Below are 23,953 nucleotides of genomic sequence, written 5' to 3'. Positions count from 1 at the left end.
ATACTTGCATATATAAGCATTTTTAAAGGAGGAACTCATGAATTTCACAGGAAAAGGCGCTTATGAGACCGGTACATATGTCAATTTTTTTCACAAATCGGGGTATAGCGAAGAAGGAATCAACGTAAGACTGGAACGGACTTGGAATGATTTGTTCTATGGAGACGAACATACACGAATCTACTATCCTGTTGGCGAAGACAAAGGTTACATGCTGGATACGGGGAACGACGATGTACGTTCCGAAGGTATGTCCTATGGCATGATGATGGCTGTACAGATGGACAAGAAAGAGGAATTTGACCGTTTGTGGAATTACGCTGTGACATATATGCAACACACGGAAGGACGATATAAGGATTATTTTGCATGGCATTGCAAACCTGATGGAACCCGTCTATCTCCGGGGCCGGCTCCTGATGGTGAAGAGTTCTTTGCCATGGCTTTATTTTTTGCCTCGAATCGCTGGGGTGATGGGCCGGCTCCTTACGATTACAAAACTCAAGCTCAAAAGATTCTACATGCATGTCTGCATCAAGGAGAACGAGGGGAAGGCGACCCCATGTGGGAGCCGAGTAACCGGCTAATCAAGTTTATTCCAGAGTTACCTTTCAGCGATCCTTCCTATCATCTTCCTCATTTCTACGAACTGTTTGCCAAGTACGCCAATGAAGCAGATCAGACGTTCTGGAAAGAAGCTGCCGAAGCAAGCCGGGTTTATTTGCACAAGGCCTGTCATCCGGTAACCGGGCTATCACCTGAATACGCCAATTATGACGGGACTCCTGCCCCGATTCAGCCGCACGGGGATTTCAGGCATTTTTACAGTGATGCCTACCGCGTAGCAGCCAATATTGCATTAGACTGGGTATGGTTTGGTAAAGACCCGTGGCAAGTGGAACAATCCAATCGGATTCAGGCCTTTTTCAGTGATATCGACGTAGCGGATTATCGCCGTTATACGATTGAGGGCGAGGCTTTTGACGAACCTGCATTGCATCCCGTAGGTTTGCTGGCCACCAATGCGATGGCTTCACTGGCAGCAGACGGCCCTCATGCAGATGCTTTTGTTCGGTTATTCTGGAACACGCCGCTCCGCAAGGGAAAACGTCGTTATTATGATAACTGTCTTTATTTCTTCACGATGCTAGCCTTAAGCGGAAGATACAGGATGTATTAAAATATTTTTTAAAAAAATTTGCTGCACCGGCTCTGTTTCGGATTGGGTTACAGACGTAAAGACGACAAAAAAGACGGACCAAATCGCATATTGCGAACAAGGTCCGTCTTGGTTTTGTTTTTTACTTGGAAGATACAGATGATGCATCATAAGCGGACTGCATAATTTCCAGATAACGATTCATATTGAGCCCTTCCAGCCCTTTCACATATTCATCCCAGTCTTTATCCAAGCTCTTTGCTCCTGTGATAAATTGTAGTGCGTTCTGGTCGATATAATCCTTGATGTTGGTTTGCATCATGCTCGTTTCATCCGCAAGGGACGGATCAACCCACAATGCCCAATGCGGGAATACTTCTTTAGGTTCCTTTCCTTCCATCAACAGTGTAGCTTCATACAGACGACGTTCATACCCATCGTTCGCATAGATGTCTGTTCCCTGTACTTCCGCATCACGATATGCCCGGTGATGATTGTACTGGCTCAGGGCAGACCAGCTGTCATTCCGAGGCTCTTCCCCCGATGGAAGAGGAATGGCTTTGTAGAGTGGTTGCACCTGATCGTTCAAAGCAACTTCTCCCTCCTCCGGTTTGCGCCAGCTTGTGCCCTCTTCTCCCAGATATGAAGCCATAGCCCCTTCTTGCGTGTAGAAGTAATCCAGCATTTTTATGGCTGTAATCTGCGTTTGCTCACTGGCTTTGTTGGTCAATACAAATGTTGCGCCAGGATCAACCGGATAGTTGTACGATGCATATTCAGCGTTCGGCCCTTTTAATGGTGGAATCGGATTATAATCATTGCCGTAAGGTGACCCTTCAGCTGTAGTTACGAACAAGGATGGATGCATGGCCGCTCCTGCACCCAGAAGCTGCGCATCGGCATTGTCTCCAATTTTTTTGAAGGCACCGACATTCTGTGTAAAAGCACCCGGATCAATCAAGCCTTCATCATATAAGGATTTGATGTACGTAAGACCTTCTTTCCACTCCGGTTTGTTCGCTACCGTTTCGACTTTGCCCTGATTCAGAATGAGGTAGTTCCGGTCATCGTCATAGATGAAACCATTCATCAGATAGGGAATGATGTGTACGCCAAAGTTCTCCGTTGAACCACTCAGCGGTACTTCATCTGCCTTGCCATTTCCGTTCGGATCTTTCGTTTTAAACGCTTTCAGCATTTCCCGGAACTCTTCTGTCGTTGTTGGTTCTTTGATATTCAGCTGCTCCATCCATTTGGTATTGACCCACATCTTGTTTGGATACGAACAGTGGAAACATTCATTCAGCCCGGTCAGTCCATAGATTTTACCGTCAGGCGCGGTATTCATCGCTTTGTAATACTCATTGCTATCCAGTACCTTCTTGATGTTAGGCGCATGCTGATCAATCAGATCGTTCAGCGGCAGAATTACACCCTGTTGCCCGAACTTCAACAAGTCTGTCTGTGAGAAACGATCCACCCAAGGGATAAGCAGGTACAGATCCGGATAGTCACCGGAAGCAAGGGAGATCTGTCTTTTTTCAGCTGCCCCGTCAAAAGGAACGGTCGTCCAGTTAAACTTGATGTTGAACTTTTCCTCCATCTTCTTGGTGAATTTATTCGTAGCCAGGTTCATATCCGATCCTTGGTGCACAAATACATTCATCGGGACTTTTCCGTTCGCATCTACTTCACCACTGCTTTTTTCCGAAGACGAGCAACCTGAAAGTACCAACGTAAGAAGCAATACACAAGCGAGTATCCATGCACTTGTTTTCCTCAATAAAATCCTCTCCCTCATGAAAGTTGTAATTAAACTTATCCTTTAACTGAGCCAATCAACATGCCTTGCACGAAATAACGCTGTACAAAAGGATAGATGATCAGAACCGGTAAGCTGGCCATGACAATCAAGGAGTACTTCATCAGTTCAGCCATTTGCTGTTGTTTGATCATTTCGGAAGCGTCCATATTGCCCGAACTGCCAAGAATAAGAATACTTCGTAAAATCAGCTGTAGCGGGTAGAGCGACTGCGATTTCAGATAAATGAGTGCGTCAAAGTAGGCGTTCCATTGACCAACCGCGTACATTAATGAAAGCACCGCCACAATGGGCTTGGCAAGTGGTAATATGACACTGAAGATAAACCGAATATCACTACACCCATCGATGTCAGCCGCCTCTGACAGCTCATCCGGTATGGAATTTTGAAAGAAGGTTCGCGCTATAATGACTTGCCATACCCAGATCGCATTCGGAATCAGAAGTGCCCAGCGTGTATCGATGAGTCCCAGGGATTTAACAACCAGATACGTTGGAATCAAGCCACCAGCAAAGAGCATCGTGAAGGTAATGAAAATCATCAGCGTACTGCGTCCAACAAAGGTCTTTTTGGACAACGGGTAAGCGATCATAATTGTTAATGCTACGCTGATAAATGTACCGCTGGCCGTATAGAACAATGAGTTGGCGTATCCCATCAGTACCTGTTCATTTCGCAATACAGCCTTGTATCCTTCGAATGACAGATCAACCGGCCAGAGCCATACTTTGCCAGAAGAAACGGCTGACGGACTGCTGAGTGATGAACTTACGATGTAGATCAGTGGATACAGCACAGCAACCAGCACGAGTGACAGAATGATGTAGATTGCCGTAATAAACAGACGATCCCCAAGCGATTCTCTGATGACAGGGTTTTTGTTCGCTCGTGAACGACCTGCCTGTGATTGTAAATTAGACATCCTTCAAGTCTCCTCCCCTCCGTGTGGTTACCATAGGCTTGTATTGGACAGCCGTTTTGCAGTTGCATTGACAGTTAACAACAAGATGAGATTAATGACGGAGTTGAACAAACCGACTGCCGTAGCGAAGCTATAGTTCGCATTGAGTAGTCCCATTTTGTAGACATACGTTGAGATAATCTCGGAAGCCGATAAGTTTAAAGGATTTTGCAGCAGATATATTTTCTCAAATCCTACCGCCATGATATTTCCGACACTTAGAATCAAAATAATGACGGCTGCCGGCAACAAGCCGGGTAAATCTACGTTAATAATCTTCTGAAGTCGATTGGCTCCATCCACTTTGGCGGCCTCATATAACGAAGGGTCAATGCCGGCAAGCGCAGCCAGATAGATGACTGCTGAATACCCCATACTTTGCCATACATCAGAAAAAACATAGATCGACCGGAACATGTCTGGATTGCCAAGGAAATTCACCGATTCAAAGCCAAGTGCGCCTGCTATAGTATTGACAATACCAAGCCTCGGTGAGAGGAATAACATGATAATCGATACCATAACCACCGTGGATATGAAATAAGGTGCGTAGGTTACCATCTGTACGGTTTTCTTGAACTTCATGTTTTTGATTTCATTCAAAGCCAGTGCCAGCAAGATCGGGATCGGGAACCCGACAATGAGACTGTAAAATGAGATGAGAAGCGTATTTTTGATTAACATCATAAAAGCAGGATTCTGGAAAAGCAGGTCGAAATACTTGGTGCCAGCCCAAGGACTACCCCAAATTCCTTTGATGACGTTGTAATCCTTAAACGCGAGGACCGTATTCACCATCGGTACATATTTGAAAACGATAAAGTACACCACCGGAGGCAAAATAAGCAGATACAACTGCCAATGCCTCCTGAAACTTCTGGTTAGCGCATGCTGTAACGTTGATCGCTTGCGCTCCTTCACACCAGACTTGCTCTCACTTGTTATTGTTGTTCTCAGAATCATCCCCCCAGTCAGTGAACCCTATGGTTGAAGTGAGCGTCACCTTTTGTTGGTAGCGCTTTCTTTGTGCCCATATCATAAGTTCGACTTGAGGGAATCGTAAAGGTACATCTCGGAAATCGGCGTACATTATACGCATAGATACTATATGGGCAACGTACATTCACCGACCTAATTATCCATCTTCCGAAATACACTTGGTGAAATGCCGCGTACACGCTTGAATGCTCTTCGGAATGAATGCGCACTGTTATATCCCGTAGAAAGTGCAATTTCATCGATGGTCTGATGACTTTCCCGTAGCAGTTCAGATGCTGCATTGATTCTCACCCGCTCCACATAATCGGAAAGATTCTCTCCGGTATGTTCTTTGAATAGTTGGGAGATGAATTTTTCGGATTTTCCCATATGTTCGGAAATCCGGCAGATCGTCAAATTCGCGTCGCCAAAATGATTTTCTATATAACACGTAATTTCTTGTACGGTATCCGCATGTGTGGATGATCTTTTTCGTAGCACTTCTTTGCACATATCTTCGGTTAGGCGCTTGAATTTACCCCGTAATGCGGCAATGGAATCGGTAATCTGGATACCGGTGACACCATTTTTGTATTCTTCTGCAAAGGAATCATCGTGTTTGATTTTGGGCTCATCCAGCTTCAGGTATGTTCCCTTTAACTCCATTATAAATTGCTGTGCCATCTCATAGGAAAGTTCACGCTCCTCGAAATTGCGTACAAACAGCTGATCCAAAATCCGAAGAGCCTCTTCCAGTTCCCCTGCCTTGATCGTATTCAGCAAGCGCTGTTCTGACTCAATGGGATAATAGTACATTTCATTTTCCTTCAATGTATCTTCGAATCGGACAAGCTCATCCACTCCCATATGAATCGCATATTCCATGGCTTGTTTGGCTTCATCAAATGAACGGCCTACGTCATTCCACACTTCGTATGCGGCTCCGGTACCGATTGTCGTCGATATCCGGTATTCCTTATAAATGAGTTCGGTTAATCTGCTGAGTTCGGACTCACAATGACGTATTGCTGGTTCCAGAGGCATCTCGGTTACGGGACATATAAAAGCAATCTGATCTGTGCCCCAGTCCGTCATCAGCACATCTGCATTCCATTCTGTCATTGTCTGTCTGATCATCAATTTCGCCACACCAAGCTCCTGAATCGTTTCTTCACTATCCAGACTCGCATAACCGTTCACCTTGAGCAGACCTGTGATTCCCTGGCTGTTCTCAATGGATAGTTGTGTCTGAGAAGAAATGGCTTCCAGCTCACGAGTCGTATAGAACTCACCCGTAAGCAGACGTTTGATGAATCCATCGCGCAAGAGCGGTATTTGTTCATTCAACGCGTTCTCCAGCGATTGATTATTGGCGATCAAATGATGAATATGGCTTGCCAGAAAATCATACTCATTGCGCCTTTTACCTGAAGGCTCACTGACTTGTTCTCTGAAGGCAGACAACAGTCTATAGATGGGGGCACTATTTCGATAGGCCAGGATCAGTCCAAAACCTAAACCAAGCGTTAACGTTGCAAGCGTAAAGGCCAATGTCACTTTTTTGATCTGATCCGCATTGGTCATAAGTGCTTTCTCGGGAATACCTGCCATGTAACTCCAGCCGTTTCGATCTGAATGAATCGATATGAGTAGCCGGCCATCTTCAATAGGCTGTACCTCATTCGAATGGTTACCAACATTTTGCGCCAAACGCTGCGCTTCTCCTTCATCAATACCTCGCGAGAAGATAATTTCGCCGTTCGCATCTCGAACCAAAGTCCAGCCGCCATACTGATCAACGATATGTTGCGTCAGGCTAGCCATCTCATCTTCATCAATTAAAACACCAATGGTAGCCTGTGGTTTATTGAAACTATTCAGCGGCAAGGATTGCAGAAAGGTAATTGCCGGTGCGGTGGTGCGCAAGTTGCTGCTTATTTCACGTTTGTAATTTTGAAGTGGAATAATCTCGTTAAAGTGTGGCTTTTTCAAAATCTGTTCACTCCACTGTTCGAAGGTCATCCCTTCCAAGGCGTTGGCTGCGTAATAATGTTCAGGTCTGTAATAGACCGTATTGGGTGTGATAATGACGTTATAGTTAGGAATGTAAATAAAAAAATGAGATAAGTATTCGTTTGTACTGCTGTACATGGATAAACTTCGTTGCATTTTACCTATGCCATAAACATTGTAGGCATCCAGTGGTTTGGGATCGGCAATCAAACGGTGCAGCTCCTGATTGATGGCTAGTTGCCTCGTAAACGCTTCGACCTGTAGCAGATTCCGTTCAATGATTTCTTTGCCCAAATTCAGTGACTTCAGACTGTTCTCTATCGAGCTGGCCCTTGCCGCTTCGATGGATGCCCGATAAGAGGCGTATCCGGCGATCTGTGGAATCATTAGAATGATTAGATACGAAATCAAATAACGACGGAACATCGGTGAAAACTTGGACCATAGGAGCTTCAATGTACTCCCCCCTTTTTCTAATCAAGCGCTTACATTTCTCGGTTTATGATCATCATTTCATGATACAACGGGCATTTCTGAACAGTGAAGGTACAACTTCTTCCCTATGGTACATTTACACCTATAGCTATACAATACTTGATTTCTATAGTGTAATGTGCCGCTTCACGAGACAAAGGCAATGAATACCACCCTTTTCGCTCATTCCATTTCGCTGTATCCATACATAAGTACAATAAAAATAACCTTCTCAGGGTCATCAGATGACCTGAAAAGGTTATTTATTGCCACTAATTTCGTGATGGAAATATCGATGTTCGTTAGTTACTAACCGCTACGAATTTCCACTGTTGGTTCGTTGCACCCGTGTAGGTGTTCTGTTGAAGTTTGGCTCCATCCGATGTGGAAGCGTTCTCAACTTCAATGGCTTTATTGCTGTTCACATTGATAATGCTGTAGTACCCATTACCGAGATCATTCACTTTGAAATGTTGTGCCGTTGTATTGAGATTAGCCATGAGTTGCACGGCTTCACCATTGGTCTGGGTACCGTTACGAATGTCGATCACTTTATCCGGTGAGTTCACACTCGTCAGCGTGTAGTTGCCTCCACCAATGGAAGTCAGCACCCACTTCTGAGGGTTGCCGCCCAGATCACTCCATTGTTGTAATTGGAGGTTGTTCTGATTTTGACCGCCAGGAACATCAATCACTTTGTTGGAATGACGTGCTACAATTTTGTACGTTGCACCGGAGACAAGGCCTGTAGACGGATTCGTTGGATTGGTTGGAGTACCGCTGCCATAATTCTGGGAACGCTCATTGTACCAATTGAATAAGAAACGTCCCATCGCACTGCGTGAAGCATCTCCATCCCACTTCAGTCCTGCGGTTGGATCAGCAAATGAACTGCGTGCTCCCGGTTCGAGAATAAAACCATTCATATGAGCTGCGATGCTGACATTGCCCGCTGCATTGAAAATGGTTTTGGTATTCGTTCCAAAGCCTTCATTACTACCATTGAACAGATTCCAATAAGCTGAATCACCCGGTTTGTTTTTGAACCACGTCACTTCTGTGATGTTAATTGGGTATTTATCCGCAGCCGCCTTCACATTGGTGTTCCATTGATCTTGCAGAATGTTGAAGTTGTCATAGGCTCCGTACCCTGGATACCAGTGAACTGCATAACCGTAGTTGTTCAGAGGGTCAGTCAGCGGATGACTTGCTGTCAGGCTGTAGAACTGGTTGTAACCCAGACCCGCAGCCCAGATGACGTTGTCTGCGCCCTGATTACGAATGGTGGAGATCATGGAATTTTGGAAGTTACGCAGGTCATTCCAATGATCCACGAAATCATTTTCCCCGTTGTATCCACCCCAGTGTCCGTTGGCATACGATTTCACCGGCTCATTAATCAGTTCGAAGTGAACATTGTCTGCACTTTTAATCTCTGGACGTGAGGCAAGATAACCCCAGATTTGATTGAACTTCTGCAAGTTGGCAGCTGTCGTAGCCTGATCATCCTTCAAAGTGAAGTCCAATCCCAGAACGACATATACGCCTTTTGTTTTTGCATACTGGATATAAGGAATGATGACGTTCTGCGTCACAGTCTGCACACCAGCAAAGTTGTATGTACCTGCCGCCACATCTCCCATGTCCTGACGATCAATGAACAGACGTACCTGATTCATTTTCCAGCCATGATTGCTACCATATTTCGGACTGGTATCCGCAAACGTGTCTGTGATGTCTTTCAGATAGGCCAATGTTGCGGCATGACGGTTGTTACCGTGAAGGTTGAGGTAATAATTACTGTCCTGATAAGTCCAGTATGCACCGGAAGGTTGATGCCAACCATTGAGAAGTACCGGTTGATTGTTGCTGTTGACCAAGTGTTTGCCACTCACTTTTAGTTTCCCCATAGGCATACCTACCCAAGCATCGGCTTTGCCGCCTCCCCATGGAGCAATTGTAATCAGTAATGCCAGAACGAGTAAAAGCTTACAAGACATCAACCATTTTTTCACTGCTATTCCTCCTATTTGATTAAATTGGCTTACATTACTGCGATAGGAAGCTGCCGTCAAACCTGATTTTCAGCAAGATCAAGATATAGCCTCATCCAGACTCGGTCGGCGCGCGCTCCCTTAAGCCATTCCATATCCAACGATAACGCGTGTTGTAACACAACCGGTTAGTTGTACGCGATTCTCTGAAATTCACCTCATCGAGGTAAGCTTCCTTGGTATAGTCCTTAATATAATTTTTGGAATCACTCATGAGATATGCCTCCTTTCGTTTAGGAATGTTTGAACATGTTATCGCTGTATACCTCTTCGCTCTAAACGGCTATCCTACGATACCTGTACGTTCCACACTTTCCACGAAATATCGTTGCACAAACAGATAAATGATAATTAACGGGAGAATCGCAAGCAGAATACCCGTATCCTGAATCATGCTCAGATAGAACGGATCGGCCTGAGAGGCTGCACCGTCTGTAACCTGTTGAGCGAGATTGTACGGCAGCGACGATAGCTGTGTTGACATGACTTTACTCGAAGTCAGATACGTTGTTGTATAGAAGCTGTCATTCCATTGCCATACGAAGGAAAACAGCATAACGGTGACCATGGACGGAATGGCATTCGGTAGCATGATCCGAGTGAATGTGCGACTGATCCCGGCGCCGTCCACATATGCCGCCTCCTCTACTTCTTTCGGAATACCTCTGAAAAATTGGCGGAATATAAAGATATACAAACCTGCTTTTAGTGAATTTGCGGTAACGGCTGTCAGGATAAACGGCCAGTACGTATTGAGCAGGTTTACCGGTTTCCCGGAAAACAGCGTCATCAGCCCCATCAGATCAAAGCTTTTCAGGTTCAGATACACCGGAATGAGAATGGTTGTTGGCGGCACCAGAATCGTCAGAATGACCCCTGCAAACAACCAGTTGCTTCCTTTGAACTTCAGTCTGGCGAAACCATAACCTGCAAGTGCGCATGAGGCTGTAGTCAACAGTGTTGTTGTGGCGGACAACGCAAACGTATTAAACAGCGTTACCCAGTAGTCCATGACACGAATGGCCTGTTTGAAATTGTCAATCGAGAAGTTCTGCGGAATCCATACAACGACTGCCGAATAGAGATCACCCTTGGCCTTGATCGATGTAGATATTTTTTGGAATATCGGAAATAAAATAACAAAGGAAAGTCCGGTGATCAGAACAAATCGGATGATAGACCACAGCCAACTCTTCCATTGCTCAAGCGATAATAATCGTGATGTCGTCACGCGGAATGCCCTCCTTTCTAATCTTGATAGAAGACTCGTTTTGAGAAAATGATCGATACGATCACTAGAATAATGGCAATGGCTACGAAATACACCCATGCCATCGCGGAGCTAAGACCAAAGTCAAATTTCACAAATCCCGTGTCCCGAATCAATTTGGTCATCGCATTATTCGCAAAGGAGTCAATAATCGTATAGATCGCGTTCACAAAAATAAGCGGGCTGACCATCGGGAACGTGATTTTCCAGAAAGCCTCGTATCCTGTCGCCCCTTCCATTTTGGACGCTTCATAGAGCTGCGGGGAGATCGTTTGAATACCGGCAAGGAAGATCAAAATTTGTACACCCGATTGACTGACAATCTGGTAGATTCGATCAACTGCACCGCTTAAATACGTAACGATCCATTCGCTTACGCCTGCATTAAGCATCAAACCTTCCAGTTCCAATGTGCCAAAAGCACTTCCGCCTGTGCTGTTCTGGTTCACAGCTTCAATCAAACTTGTGCTTTCCAGCGACATAATGACGCCGGATGCCAGAATGACCGGTAAGAAAAAGATGGATCTTGCTATGGCACGGCCTTTGAATTTCTGATTCAGAATGACGGCAAGGAACAAACTGAAAATGACAATAAGCGGCACGTTCACAAGTACGTCTGTAATCGACTCAATCAGGGCCCGGTTAAAGCTTGTATTAACGGTAAGTGCCTGAATATAATTGGCGAATCCCGTAAATTGAATCGCAATTCCTTCTGCATTGGCTTGAATGGTGCTCATGCTGTATCGCAGAGATGCCAGCAGCGGAACGAAGAAAAACAATACAAATCCGATCAGCCACGGAAGTACGTAAATGACACCCCACATTGCTTTTTGCTGAGCATACGTACGACTTCCCCATTTCGATTTCAGGAGTGTCTTCAGAGCTGCTCACCACCAGTCACATAGCTTAGGGCTTCAACGGTATGATTCTCTACTTCAACAGAAGAGTCATTGTAATTGACAATTACATATCCTCCGCCTTCATAGGTTGTTCGAAATACACCTTCACTTAAAGATTCATGAGTAATCATTGGACGTCCGATGAACGACTCGTTCACTTGGCTGACTTCGGCATAAATCTCCGCTGCCAGATCCATCCACTGCTCGTAATTTGCAGCATACAGGTTGTTATAGTCCGTTTCTTTCACCACATGGTTAGGCGCATTAAACCAGGCAAAATAAGGGCTCGCCCCATATTCAATCAGCTTCAGCACATACTGTCTTGCATCGGTATACGTGGACAGATTATACGGAGAACCGGTATAAGGAATACGGCCGTGAACGACCAGCTGAAAGAACGGAACTTCTTCATCCTCCAGTTTGAACCGGCTACTGCTCATCGGAGCATCCGTAAGGCCTGTAATGTAAGGAAGCGCGTAAGCGTTACCGCCTTCAGCCACAATGGAGCCCGCTTGTTGTTTAATTTGATCCAACGCTTTTCGAACCGTATCCAGTGCCTGCGTCCGATCAAGCAATTTCTTCGGATTCATATCACTGTTTAACTGCTCTGCCATATCCTTCAGAGAAATGCCTCCCGCCTGGAGTGGTTCCATGTCCTTCAGCATATCTGTTGTCACATCGTCAATCTCATTCGGTGAGAGAACATATGAAGCTGATAAATCTTTCGCCCGGCGCTCCAAAGCCAGATCCATTGGATATAGAATCGCAGGTTCCTGTGTTAAAGACCGGGAAGCCTCACTCGATGGACTGAATCCTTTCTTTGATTGCACGTTCAGTACCGCTACATCGGGATAAAACCCGATTCCCGCTTCATTCGTAAATGCGCTAAACTCTTTCATTCCTTTTTTCCCGCCAATTACTCCGTCCACCTTAATGGAATCCGGTAATCGGTGGTGCAGTCCGCCATTGAACCATCCAGCATAACGAACTTGAATGTTCGACACGTTTTTTTCCATCAGCTTCGAAAGAATCTCTTTTCCTTCATCAAAAGTCGTCAGGGCTTCCGTGGAGTTATACGGTATACCGAGCATATGCTGTCTCGTTGTCATTCCTCCAAAAAGCTTGAGATAAAAAGGGATTGAAGCTTGATCCTCAGACGATTTCATCTCAGGAAGTCCTCCATTCTGTACCAGGTACTCCCGGTACAGTGAGGCCAGACCCGAATACGAAGCCTGCTCCGCACCTACAAATGCGTACCGAACTACAAAATCAGATGACGTCGGTTTATTCTGAAACTTCGGCAATGTACGAACCATGTCACTGGACTGAAGTGTAATATCACTTTTGTTCACGACATAGAAACTGGGATATACGTTATTGTAGCTGTTCAGCTTACCGCTGATATCCGCATTCACTACAGCCACCGCATCCCCTTCTTCGATAATGCCCAGAAAAGCACCTTCCGGACGAATCACGCCAAATACAGGCAATCTCGCTTTGCTTTCATTGGAACTGGCTTCGCGCAGCTTCATCGTTAAGTCGGGGCCGTAAATATCTTGCTGGTAGGATGGGTACTGCAATTTACCATTGTTAAAGTGGATGAGCGCTCCCGAACCGTCCGGTACGAGAATCGATCCATCCTCCTTGGAGCCTCCAGCTCCGAAATACTCCAGCACAGACAGAGTGTTGATTGGATACTCTTCTGGAAAATGAATACCGGAAGCTGGCACTCGTACTTTCAGCTGCTCTCCGTCCAGTTCATACTCCATCGTGAGCATGAACAGACGTGGCCCACTACGTTCTTGCTCAATGCCATGCTCCGCATGATCTTTGGCAAGGTCTTCTTCTGTGTATCCGGCGTCTTCAAAGGCTTTCAGAGCACGCGTCAACTGCAGACCCTGCATAGCTTTGTCGATCCGGTTGTACACGCCCTCATCTTTATCTTCTGCATATCCAACCTTTAACGCCCGTTCGCCAGATTTATCGAGCTTCGCCAGCACGTATTGTTCAAAACGTTCCTTGCTAATTTTTACCGGAAGATCTTCAACGGATCGCTCCGTGTTGCCGAATTGATAGTGCACGCGCACCCCGTTCGGCAAAGCTTCATAGCTCACTTGTTTGTGCCGAACACTGTCCGTGTACGAATTCACCATACTGCTCTGGCCTGAACTGTTGAAAAAGCTAAGTCTGGATTGAGAGGACAGAAGGTCCTTGTTAATTCCGGCTGCAATGCCATCCTTCTCGCGTTCTTCCGGGTTACTGCGCCAGATTTGGCCGCTTTTACTATGGATAACGGCGATCTCGGCGGTCTCTTCGTTGATCAACAACTGCAAAGCATTGTTTCGGGCGACGCCGATCATTCCGGGAATGCGGGCATCGCTAAAAGCAGATTTCAGTTTTTCTCCGGGAGGCAGGGAAGGAATCTCCACTTGACTAACATCTGCTGCCGTCTCGCGAGCTGCCGTAGATGGCGAGAACTGACAACCGCTTAGAAGCAAGCTACTCACCAGCAATATTCCGGTTATTTTTTTGGCTGCGGCATATTTCATTGTGATTTCCTCCTTCCTAGCCCCGAAGCACTAATTCCTGATAGATGGTATAAACAAAAGAAACGATCTGCTGCACAAGGCTAAAGAACAACAAACATAGAAATGCCATAAATGCCATAGCTACTAGCGTGAGGAGCATCGTTAGAATCGTTTTGGCTGGTGTGTACTGATGCACGATCATGTTGCCTACAAATAAAAGATACACGGTCCAGCAAACCGCAATCGCGTTAGAAAAGTAATAAAATGCCGTTTCCTGTGCAGAAATAGCGAGACTCAGCCAGATCCACGGGAAATGCACCAGAAACATCGGAACCAGGGCAAAACACGTAGACATGAAAATTTCAGAGAACTTGCCCTCGCCATCCATCAAGGTGGTTAACGACCAGTTGGCCACACACCAGAACAACACGGGAATAACAACGTACACCATCTCAAGTAGGCTGTTCAGGTACTTGGGATTGTTAAAATTAATCAGAAAGCCACTGTATTGGGCTTGCAAAATTTTAGTGAATACGAGCAACACCATAATCATCAAAGAGATCAGCAGTGTCGTTTTTTGATTCCGCTCATATTTCAATTCCCAATACCCGTCAAAGGGATGAAAAATAAGATGAAGCGGGTACTGGTACAATTGTTTACTTGATGCCTGCATTCGTTGTCCTCCTTTTCTGCCTGCGAACGATGGCGACGGTGACAAACGCAGCTACAGCCAGGAATATACCGGACATCACCCATGAAAAGTGTTCACGCATCAGTTCTTTCCGATAGAGAAGAAAAGCTTTGGAATACCCTTGACGCTCCATGCTTTGCTTGAAGTATTGCGCCGACTCGGCATATTCTTTCTGGCGAAGCAGCGCTTTACCAATACCTGCATAGGCATATTCCAGATTGGCATTCATCTCGGCAGCCTTCGCAAACAGTTCCGAAGACTGATCTTCTTCTCCGTTGTAATAACTGCGCACGGCATCATGTAGTGTGCGTCCATACTCTGTCGTTTGAAATACGGTAATTTCACCGAGTGCTTTATCCAGTACAAGCATCCGGTCTCCCGCTCGCTCCAGCGCAACAGGTGTATTAAACATGCCCAATCGGTTCCCGATACCGCCAAAAATATGGAGCAGATAGCCGTCGCCATTGTAGGTAAAGATACGGCCCCTGTTTGAATCGAGAACAGAGTACATGTCACTGTCGCCCACATCGACATCAATCAGACGTGATGGTCCAGCTTCCGCGGTATATCTCAGATCACCTTGAGGTGCTGAATATCCTTCTCTCCGTAAAATGTCTGTTCCTTGGGCATTCAATTTTTTAATGGGATCTTTGCCGCGATCACCGCTGGTGGCGTAGATAAATCCTTCTTTGTCCATATCCAGGTTGGTGAATTCGGTTGGAGTGAACATGACCATCTGACTGCGCTGTTCCCGAGTAGCGAATCGTTTCCAGAGATATTCAACCGGATCAACCTGAACCCGATTCGCACCAATGAAAGAGGAAAACTCACCATCGGCGCTGAATTCCATAAATCCGTCAAATACACCTGCGGCCATTACGTAAATGCGCTCCCCCTGATCCATCACAATCCGAATGGGTTTGAATTGAAAGTCCTCATTTAACAAGTCCGACTTGGGTTCAGATACAATTTTCACTAGCTGTCCCTTGTTATCCAAATGCACAACCCGCTGATTATCCGAATCAGCAATCAATAAATCTCCTTTTTCCGTTACAAACAACCCTTGCGGGTTTTTAAATTGATCTTCTTTGCCGTCGTTTTTGAACGACTCAATGGTGCGCACAAGCTTAAAATTGCGATCCATTTCTACAATTCTTCCATTGCCCGAATCAAGCACATAGACACGCTCATCTGCGGTAACATGCATATCACTTGGTTCCTTGAAAGGCGTTATATTCAGCTTCTTGCCTGTAATAATCGTTGTAGCTTCATAAGCAGCCGGAGCTGGAACGGTATCTCCGTAATAGGAATAATGGTAGGCATCTGGCTCGCCGTCTGCGCTCACAGGCAGTGCCGCTGAACTGAACAGCAGGAGGCAGACCATGCCCATGATGACCCATTTATGTTGTTTCCATGTGCTTTTTCGCGTGCTATGTTGCACTTTGCTGCCTCCTTTCTATTCTTTCATGCCCGAAGTAGCCATCGTCTGCATCACACTGCTCTGAGAGATAACAAACAACGTGATCGGTACGATCATGAGCAGTAGCGCTACTGCAGCACCAACCCCTGCTCTGGCAATCCCGCCTTGTACGATCTGACTGAGTGCATAATGCAACGTTTTGAGATTTTCACTGTAAATAAAACTACCGCCGTCTGTTCCCCATAGGGCAGGGAATTGTAAAATCATAAGTGTGAGCCATGCTGGCTTCACGTTAGGCATCACAATGCTCCAAAAAATCCGATATTCATTCGCACCGTCAATCTTCGCCGCTTCCAGCAACGCATCCGGAATCTGTTCCATGAACTGTTTCATTAGAAACAGCCCGAGTGAGAATGCCAGCGAAGGCACAATGATGGAAGCGTGTGTGTTGATCCAGCCCAGCCAGGACATCACCATGTAGTTCGGAATGGCCGTAACGTGCGGCGAGAACATCAATGACAGAATAACAATGGTGAATAATATTTTTGATCCCGGAAAACGATATTTTGCCAAAGGGTAAGCCGCTGCAGAAGCAAGAAGAATGTGCCCAGCCGTGCCCACCAGGGTAATGAGAAGTGTATTAGCAATATATCGAGATAAGGGGACCCAGGAATTGCCCATCAGATTAATCAAATCTGCGAAATTTTCGGTCGTCGGATTGTTCACCCAGAAGCGCGGCGGGAAAATAAACAGCTCATCCAGCGGCTTAAAGGCATTGTTGACCGCATAAATCAACGGAAGCACCATAAATGATCCGAACACGGCCAGTAGCGCAAACAACATGAAACTGACGGTAAATGACCGGTTGAGTCTCTTCGGCATGCCGAAGATCGCACGTACTTTGCTGGTCATCGTCATTCACCTATCTTTCTCAGCATTTTTTGCGTGAAAATGTTCGTTCCAAGCATCAGTGCAAACAGGACGGTTGCGATCGCTGAAGCATATCCCATCTCAAAGCGAATCGTACCAAAGTCCATCAAATGGGTGACCACGGTATGTGCTGCATAGTTAACACTTGGGAAACCGGCCAGCGCAATCGAGATTTCGGCTACAGCGAACGAGGCTGTAATCTGCATGACTGCACCAAACATCAGCTGAGGTCTCATGGATGGCAGCGTAATGTACCAGAGCTCCTGCCAGCGGTTTTTGATACCGTCCACCGTTCCGGCCTCCACCAGCGAGCGGTCAATCGTCTGCAAACCTGCAATAAAAGCCAAAAAGCTCGTTCCGAGACTAAGCCAGAGTTGCACCAATATAACGATGCCCAGTACATACTTTTCGTTGGAAAGCCACTGAATTGGCTCCAGAATCACGCCAAGGCGCATAAGGAATCCGTTCATATATCCGTAGCTGTCACCAGAAAAAATGATCAGCCAGATGAAAAATACATTACCTGAGATCGATGGTGCATAGAAAACCAATGTCATAATCGCCCGTACTTTAGGAGACAGCTCATTGATGATCCAAGCAAACAAAAAACAGGCAATATAACTGACTGGACCCGTGATCACTGCAAAAAGCAACGTGTTTTTGAGTGCGATTAGAAATACGTCGTCGTTCAGGAACAACCGGGAATAGTTTTGCCAACCGACAAAACGCGGAAATTCCAGCATATTAAAGTGAAAAAAGCTAAGACCGAGCGATATGCCTACCGGAATAACCGTAAACATGAAAAAGATCAGCATAAATGGTGCCATTAAGACGTAATAATGCCTGCTGAGATACAGATTCCTTTTCAATAAGGACCACCAGCCGACCTGGCGTGTATGCATAACAGGAGCGGCGGCTGTCTTGGATGTTTTTGCTTGCAACCGTTACCCTCCCTTTCATTTATTTCAGATTAAATTCCTTGCGTTTCAGTTCAATCTCATCGTCAATATATAGTACATAGTCTGATAAAGCCTCACGTGGATTTTCATTCGCGTTAACCACTTTTCGGAAAGCATTATCCAAATGTCGACCTGTAAAATAGCCCCCTGGCATCTGCGGAATCCCTTGCACCCATTCCCATTGCTTCTCCAGGTTCTGGTAATCCTTCACTGGCCAAGGTAACTGTTCTAAAGCTTCAATGTTCGCTGTAGGATAACGAGCAGCCGCTCCCATCAGGCCTTCCATTTCTCGTCCATACTCGATCTGGGTTGACTCATCCGTCCACCACTTCATGAATTTCCATGCCGCTTCTTTGTTGCCCGCATTTTCGAGCATCATGACCGCACTGCTCGCGCTAGCTACCTCATGCCGTATAGAACCATCTGGAAGCTGTGTGCCAGGCACAATCGTGAAGTCCCACAGGTTGCGGATTTCCGGTGCTAATACCGTCAGCATGTTATAAGTCGTGTAATCGGCAATGCCAATCGGCATTTCTCCTGTACGGAAACGGTTCGGGAAATCGGCTTTCAACGGGAATTTGTAATTCGTATAAAATTGCGTCCAGCGTTTGAATGCTTCCATCGAAATTTCCGAATCAAGAGCACTCTTTCTCCCGTCTTCGGTGTAGAAATTTCCGTCATTTTGATACAACAGCATCGCAAAGGTTGCGTTAGGAACCATGTTGGCATTGTTCAGCGTATCTTCAATCGGCAGATAGAACTCCATATTGTGCTTTTGCAACACAGCGATCGCATTATACACGTCCTGCCAAGTTTTTGGCGGCTCCAGACCCAGTTCATTCAATATATCCTTGCGGTAAAAAAGCATGGGGAAATGCTGTTGCTCCGGTAGTGCATACACTCCACCGTCATACTCATAAGGTGTTATTCCGCTTGCCCGGAATCTGCTGGCCACCTCTTTGAAATCCGGGAACTTGCTCAGATCTGCTGCCGCATTTCTCATCGCATAGTTCACAGGAATATCTTCACCCATTTGCATCGCTACATCGGGACCTTCCCCAGCCAGCGTTGCGGGTAACAAAATATTCGGCGGCACAAGTCTCAGTTGCACAGACACATCGGTATCCGGCGTAAACGTATCGTCAATCATGCCCTTAAGCACTTGAGCCTGATCCCGTCCGGTGGTGATCCATACGGTGATCGAGTCCTTCTTTTTCTCCACGTTACCGATGCTGTCATAGTCTTCCGTATAGGAAGCAACATAGGCACCAAGTTCGTGTTTCACTTGTTGGAACGCAGACGCTTCAGCCTTTGGCATTTCTTGTCCTGAAGGAGCTACAACCAGGTAATCCATCGTGATCGGTTGCTCACGTACGGTCAGAATCCATGTGCCTAGGCCACCGACGTTAATTTTGAATGTATCCAATCGTTTCGGAACGGTTTCCGGCCTTGCCGCCATATCCTTGAGCTGTACAACCATGGCATTCAGAATAGCTACTTTATCACTCTGTTCTCCGGTTGCTTTTTCGAGATACTCAGCGACAGATGTGAGTACAACAGCTTGTTTTTCAAAAACCTCAGTCATCTCTGGAATACGTTTCTCCAACTGATAATCCCGAAGTGGATCAGGTTTGTTGGAGGTAATCATTAGAATTTTGCGGTACATTTCATTTAATTCAAGTACGCTTGATTCTACGGTTCGAAGTAACGGGGCAATATCGCCAAGTGTGACCGTCATCCGTAAACGATGTTTTCCTTTCTCCAGATGGAACTGATAAGGCTCATCTTCACCGCTTCCAAGCACTTGTGTCTGCCAGGACGGACTATAGTTGAAGCGAATTCGCTTCATCTCTTCAAAAGGAGCTTTGCCGTTAATGGTAAGACTTCGTGTGGCATAGATACCCCGAAGCTGATCCTGTTTTACTTTTAACGCAATCTGGTACAAACCATCCTCAGGCACATCAATCTCCCATTCAACCCATTCCCCCGGAAGTTTCCAGTTCACGCCTCCGATGGCATTGATCCGAATTTTGGATACGTCGTAGGGTTCCAGGGATGGACTGGATCGATCCGAGATGGGCGCAAGTGTAGGTGAAGATTTGGTGATTGCTTCTTCGCCTTGCACTTTCAGCATGATGGGGCTGGCTGGCTTTAAACCTAACGAATCATACGTCTTCTGGATTTCGGCATACGTAGGAACGGCCTCTTCCTGATAGAGTTCGATGTAATCAATCGCCATACTCTCTCTGAGAGAGGTCAGAGATAATTGCTGGTTGCCTTTTTCAAAATAAAACTGGAACGGTTCCTCAAAATATCCGGCACTATCTCGAAACGAAGCGAGCTGCCATTCCGGCTTCTCCACTTGTCTTGGTCTGAGATCGTTTCCTCGATCATCCTGCCGGACGTGATCTTCGCGATTGCCCCATACCCTGTCGAACAGAAGTACATCTGCTTCGCGAAAAGGAACTTCTCCGTTTAACTCCAGCTTGCGCTCGATTCCGGAGCTTTTGCCTTCGACAGGATAATAGTGAATGCGAACCTGATATAAACCACTCACTTGAACGGGAACATCCCAGCGAATGGTTCCGGATTCGGGTGTAATGACTGCACTCCCATCCAGCCCTTCATATCCTTGCACCACCTTGAACTCTCCGTTATCCGCCTCCGTATAAGCTTCACCTTGAATCCTTACGGTCGTGTCCGGTTTGGCAGTGCTCGCATACGTTTCCTGATAATGTTCATAACTTCGTGAATCTCTGGTGCCCGCTACAGCTTCAAAATCCTCAAGTGCATGCACTGTCCCGGGGTTCTGATTCTTGGATGGATAGATCACGATGATCGAGAACACCAAAGCCAGAACAAGTGCCAGAATCAGTACCTTTTTCTTACGTGACCGCATGTTTGCAAGTATCCCCTTTCCTGTAAGCGTATCAGCAAAAGAACGATTGACTAGGGCGTATCTTAAAACTCGCTGAAGTGCATCTTTTACCGCCTTTTCGCCCCCTGCTTCGTCACTTTCCCTTGACGTGCCCCGGCACGCCTGCGGAAAACTTCCTTGCTTGGAACGAAAATTCGGCAAAACCTGCTTCCTTCGGACTTTTCAGACACGCCCTACCCGGACAGACCGCGCTTCTTACTCGCGCGTTCTGCCCGTATTAGCAGTGCTTATTTGTATACCTCATCTATTGCGGCTTGGAAAGGAGCCTTGTATTTCTCGATCAACGTGGATACGGATACGCCTTCTTTCAGTTCTCCATCGAAATCCCAAAAAGGAAGGGACGGGAACGTGTTATGGTCGAGAACAAGCATACCAGCTGCCACTTCTCTGGCGTTGTTAATATCTGCTTCATCCGTCAGATGTCTTTCCAGTGTGGATTGTTCCGGATAATCATAGATGGAATCAATCTCATTGATTTTTTCCCAGATGTACATCAGTTGCTCCGGATTTTCTACCGCTTTAGGGATGGTGATCGCTTGATAACGGGATTCGCCAGAATGGTAGGCAGAAGCACTTGGTCCTTTCGGGTACGGCAAGAAGCCGATATCATAGTCGGGCATATCTGTTTTAATGCCTTCAATCTCGTACATTGCGCCAGAGTACATCAGTGTATTTCCTTGACGGAAGAAGGTAGCTGGTTCAGTCCAGTCACCGCCTTCTGTCGGTCTGCCCACTTTCTCTGTAGCCAATTTGTTCAAGAAATTAAGCGCTTCTTTTGTTTTTGGATCTTCAAGGTTCTGTTTATCCTCTTTGGTCAGTGAAGCTTCGTTGGAATACAGAATGGGTTCAAGCAGGCCCGTTTGAGCGAGGCCCCACGTATCCAGCTTGCCGTCATTATTCCGGTCTTTGTTGGCTTGCTTGGCAACAGCCAGGAAGTTATCCCAATTCCATTCGTCAGCATCGACATATTCCTGCAGCGGCTTCAGGCCAAGCTCCTGCATCAGAGTACGGTTGTAGAAAATACCGTTGATAAACGAAGACTTATCTTCCGTAAATCCGTAACCTTTCCCTTCGTACTGCATATATTCCTTGGTTGTTTTTTGATTGAATACTTGGTCGTTCTTGATATAATCATCTACCGGCCACAGCAGATCCTGTTTGGTCAGTGCCGGAATAGCGTAGTTTTTACCGAGTCTGACAAAGTCGCCGAGCGGCTCGCCTGCCATTAAGGAGGCTACAACTTTTTCTTGATATTCACCAAAATCGATGGATACGTATTCGATATTGAAGTTATGTTTTTTCTTCAAAGCTTCGAGGTTCTCGAGTCGTTTGATATTGTCCGGATTGTTATCTGTAATTTGCATATCCCACCACGCCACAACCTTAATCGTTCTGCCACCCATGTCAAAATCCATCTCCGGTGTAGAATTTTCATTTTTCGGCTCGGTTTCGGCTGGTGCTTGCTCTTCCTGTGGTGCCGGTTTTTCGGGTGCCGGCTCAGCAGCAGGTGCAGAACTACAAGCATTGATCATCAACATGACCGCAAACAAAAGACTCAGTAGCATAAACTTGTTTTTCTTCATTGTCTTCCCCCCTGATTGTCGTGTGCTACCAAAGTGTATCGTTCAAATGTAAGCGCAAACAACATGCTAAAATACAGGTGTTTACCCGGTCAGATTATAGATCGGGTTCATTTGAGGAGTGATTTGGGGTATTTCGCCTGCAATTGGTAAAGAAATGCACTATCTGCAAAATAATGCACATTGTATGCGCTTTCTTTCCTTCCCATAATGAAACTAAGCCTTATTTCAGTTGAACAGTGGATCGGAATATCAGGAGAAGGTGAGGTCATGCTTTATGTACAATGTTTTACTTGTTGATTATAGCCGCCGCTTGTGTAGAGAGCTTGAACAGCTTCTGGAAGATAACAAATTCCCATTTACAATTACAGAATCGGTATCCTCTTCAAACGCTGCTCTTGCCGCATTGTCTAACCGGGATTTCAGTGTTGTCGTTGTGTATACAGAGCAGTACGATACGGCGGGATTATGGTTGTGTCACCACATTCGAAAAACAAACGACATCCCTATTCTCCTGCTCGGTGGAAGGGATCAATTCAGACTGGTTCGCAAAGCATTAACTTATCAGGTGAATGATTATTTACCCTCACCTTTTAGCGCTTCCGCGCTTGTACACAGTTTATATGAACTTCTGAACAAACTTGGGCCTGTTCCCGTGAAAAAAAGCCCTGCCGTCAAGCCTACGATTCAGCTCAATGGCAAAGCGATGGATTCCAATCACGTGATTCGGATCGTGAAAGCTTATGTAAGAGATCATCTGAATGAAGAGATTACGTTGAAAAAGATCGCTGATATGTTACATTTCAATTGTGCCTATCTTGGTCAGAAGTTTAAAATGCAAGAAAAGGTTTCCTTTAATGACTATATGTTGAAGGAGCGAATGAAAAAAGCTAAACATCTTCTCCTGTCCACCGACCTGCGGATTTACGAAATTGCTCTGGAGGTCGGATATCGGGATATCGATTGGTTTTATAAAAAATTCAAAGCTTACGCTGGGTCAAGTCCCAATGCCTATCGCAGACAAAAGACTCACACGGCTTAATTTATACTATTGAACAATAAAATCACCTAATTGTAAGTGTTCCAAGCTGGTATTTTGATTTTAAATAATTAAATAAATTTTTTCGATACTTAAAAAAAATAAAATCTCAAAAATTGATCATGCACCTATATATAGTAAACTCAGCCGTTTAACATCTCACTAGAACACTTAATTTTTTAATACAATCTATTCTTAATCATTTGATAAATCAAAGTACACATGATAAAAAAATCA

The 23,953-nt window shown here is 45.7% G+C and carries 17 protein-coding genes; 2 read left to right on the top strand and 15 right to left on the bottom strand.

Annotation, left to right across the window (positions count from 1 at the left end; translation table 11 throughout):
• Positions 1–37 precede the first annotated feature (37 nt).
• Complete coding sequence (locus FS818_RS06730) at positions 38–1,180, top strand: family 8 glycosyl hydrolase (RefSeq protein WP_145330750.1); 1,143 nt, start codon at positions 38–40, stop codon at positions 1,178–1,180.
• Between the two features lie 121 nt (positions 1,181–1,301).
• Here FS818_RS06730 and FS818_RS06725 read toward each other — a convergent pair whose 3' ends face one another.
• From FS818_RS06725 to FS818_RS06660, 15 genes are all read right to left on the bottom strand, one after another.
• Positions 1,302–2,942: an ABC transporter substrate-binding protein gene (locus FS818_RS06725; RefSeq protein ID WP_145330748.1), complete on the bottom strand. Its 1,641-nt coding sequence runs from the start codon at positions 2,940–2,942 to the stop codon at positions 1,302–1,304.
• 35 nt (positions 2,943–2,977) lie between these two features.
• On the bottom strand, positions 2,978–3,904 hold the full coding sequence (locus tag FS818_RS06720) for a carbohydrate ABC transporter permease (protein WP_145330746.1): 927 nt from the start codon (positions 3,902–3,904) through the stop codon (positions 2,978–2,980).
• Positions 3,905–3,931: 27 nt separating this feature from the next.
• The gene (locus FS818_RS06715) at positions 3,932–4,786 is read right to left on the bottom strand and encodes an ABC transporter permease (protein WP_145332788.1); all 855 of its coding nucleotides are present in this window, start codon (positions 4,784–4,786) and stop codon (positions 3,932–3,934) included.
• A gap of 288 nt (positions 4,787–5,074) precedes the next feature.
• Entirely contained in the window at positions 5,075–7,390 is a 2,316-nt protein-coding gene (locus FS818_RS06710) for a helix-turn-helix domain-containing protein (protein ID WP_186331604.1), read from the bottom strand.
• A gap of 320 nt (positions 7,391–7,710) precedes the next feature.
• Positions 7,711–9,423, bottom strand: a complete 1,713-nt coding sequence (locus FS818_RS06705; protein WP_145330744.1) for an RICIN domain-containing protein — start codon at positions 9,421–9,423, stop codon at positions 7,711–7,713.
• A gap of 91 nt (positions 9,424–9,514) precedes the next feature.
• Positions 9,515–9,676: a hypothetical protein gene (locus FS818_RS28710; protein ID WP_186375422.1), complete on the bottom strand. Its 162-nt coding sequence runs from the start codon at positions 9,674–9,676 to the stop codon at positions 9,515–9,517.
• Positions 9,677–9,745: 69 nt separating this feature from the next.
• A complete protein-coding gene (locus FS818_RS06700; RefSeq protein ID WP_090915961.1) occupies positions 9,746–10,693 on the bottom strand; it encodes a carbohydrate ABC transporter permease in 948 nt (315 codons plus the stop codon).
• A 17-nt stretch (positions 10,694–10,710) separates the two neighbouring features.
• Positions 10,711–11,556: a carbohydrate ABC transporter permease gene (locus FS818_RS06695; RefSeq protein WP_145330742.1), complete on the bottom strand. Its 846-nt coding sequence runs from the start codon at positions 11,554–11,556 to the stop codon at positions 10,711–10,713.
• 53 nt (positions 11,557–11,609) lie between these two features.
• The gene (locus tag FS818_RS06690) at positions 11,610–14,180 is read right to left on the bottom strand and encodes a DUF5696 domain-containing protein (RefSeq protein WP_145330740.1); all 2,571 of its coding nucleotides are present in this window, start codon (positions 14,178–14,180) and stop codon (positions 11,610–11,612) included.
• A 16-nt stretch (positions 14,181–14,196) separates the two neighbouring features.
• Positions 14,197–14,832, bottom strand: a complete 636-nt coding sequence (locus FS818_RS06685; protein WP_145330738.1) for a YIP1 family protein — start codon at positions 14,830–14,832, stop codon at positions 14,197–14,199.
• Entirely contained in the window at positions 14,816–16,240 is a 1,425-nt protein-coding gene (locus FS818_RS06680; protein ID WP_145332786.1) for an NHL repeat-containing protein, read from the bottom strand. The genes FS818_RS06685 and FS818_RS06680 overlap by 17 nt, the downstream gene beginning before the upstream one ends.
• A 66-nt stretch (positions 16,241–16,306) precedes the next feature.
• Positions 16,307–17,188, bottom strand: coding sequence for a carbohydrate ABC transporter permease (locus tag FS818_RS06675; RefSeq protein ID WP_397351719.1), 882 nt, complete (start codon positions 17,186–17,188; stop codon positions 16,307–16,309).
• Positions 17,185–18,102: a carbohydrate ABC transporter permease gene (locus FS818_RS06670; RefSeq protein ID WP_397351761.1), complete on the bottom strand. Its 918-nt coding sequence runs from the start codon at positions 18,100–18,102 to the stop codon at positions 17,185–17,187. Before FS818_RS06670 ends, FS818_RS06675 begins: the two co-directional genes overlap by 4 nt.
• A 58-nt stretch (positions 18,103–18,160) precedes the next feature.
• Positions 18,161–21,058: an extracellular solute-binding protein gene (locus FS818_RS06665; RefSeq protein WP_145332785.1), complete on the bottom strand. Its 2,898-nt coding sequence runs from the start codon at positions 21,056–21,058 to the stop codon at positions 18,161–18,163.
• A 266-nt stretch (positions 21,059–21,324) separates the two neighbouring features.
• A complete protein-coding gene (locus tag FS818_RS06660) occupies positions 21,325–22,680 on the bottom strand; it encodes an extracellular solute-binding protein (RefSeq protein WP_145330732.1) in 1,356 nt (451 codons plus the stop codon).
• A gap of 274 nt (positions 22,681–22,954) precedes the next feature.
• Here FS818_RS06660 and FS818_RS06655 point away from each other — a divergent pair, with 274 nt between their 5' ends.
• Positions 22,955–23,719, top strand: a complete 765-nt coding sequence (locus FS818_RS06655) for a helix-turn-helix domain-containing protein (RefSeq protein WP_145330730.1) — start codon at positions 22,955–22,957, stop codon at positions 23,717–23,719.
• Positions 23,720–23,953 lie beyond the last annotated feature (234 nt).

This window comes from Paenibacillus xylanexedens, assembly GCF_007680605.1.
Taxonomy (GTDB): Bacteria; Bacillota; Bacilli; order Paenibacillales; family Paenibacillaceae; genus Paenibacillus; species Paenibacillus xylanexedens_B.
Note: the sequence above shows the minus strand (reverse complement) of the source record. Positions and strands in the feature narration are given on the sequence as shown.

What these genes read in the sequence shown, in the direction of transcription:
- FS818_RS06730 (WP_145330750.1), top strand. Translation starts at nt 38, where the DNA reads ATGAATTTCACAGGAAAAGGCGCTTATGAGACCGGTACATATGTCAAT.
- FS818_RS06720 (WP_145330746.1), bottom strand. Translation starts at nt 3,904, where the DNA reads ATGTCTAATTTACAATCACAGGCAGGTCGTTCACGAGCGAACAAAAAC.
- FS818_RS28710 (WP_186375422.1), bottom strand. Translation starts at nt 9,676, where the DNA reads ATGAGTGATTCCAAAAATTATATTAAGGACTATACCAAGGAAGCTTAC.
- FS818_RS06695 (WP_145330742.1), bottom strand. Translation starts at nt 11,556, where the DNA reads ATGTGGGGTGTCATTTACGTACTTCCGTGGCTGATCGGATTTGTATTG.
- FS818_RS06690 (WP_145330740.1), bottom strand. Translation starts at nt 14,180, where the DNA reads ATGAAATATGCCGCAGCCAAAAAAATAACCGGAATATTGCTGGTGAGT.
- FS818_RS06685 (WP_145330738.1), bottom strand. Translation starts at nt 14,832, where the DNA reads ATGCAGGCATCAAGTAAACAATTGTACCAGTACCCGCTTCATCTTATT.
- FS818_RS06680 (WP_145332786.1), bottom strand. Translation starts at nt 16,240, where the DNA reads ATGGGCATGGTCTGCCTCCTGCTGTTCAGTTCAGCGGCACTGCCTGTG.
- FS818_RS06675 (WP_397351719.1), bottom strand. Translation starts at nt 17,188, where the DNA reads ATGACGATGACCAGCAAAGTACGTGCGATCTTCGGCATGCCGAAGAGA.
- FS818_RS06670 (WP_397351761.1), bottom strand. Translation starts at nt 18,102, where the DNA reads ATGCATACACGCCAGGTCGGCTGGTGGTCCTTATTGAAAAGGAATCTG.
- FS818_RS06665 (WP_145332785.1), bottom strand. Translation starts at nt 21,058, where the DNA reads ATGCGGTCACGTAAGAAAAAGGTACTGATTCTGGCACTTGTTCTGGCT.
- FS818_RS06660 (WP_145330732.1), bottom strand. Translation starts at nt 22,680, where the DNA reads ATGAAGAAAAACAAGTTTATGCTACTGAGTCTTTTGTTTGCGGTCATG.
- FS818_RS06655 (WP_145330730.1), top strand. Translation starts at nt 22,955, where the DNA reads ATGTACAATGTTTTACTTGTTGATTATAGCCGCCGCTTGTGTAGAGAG.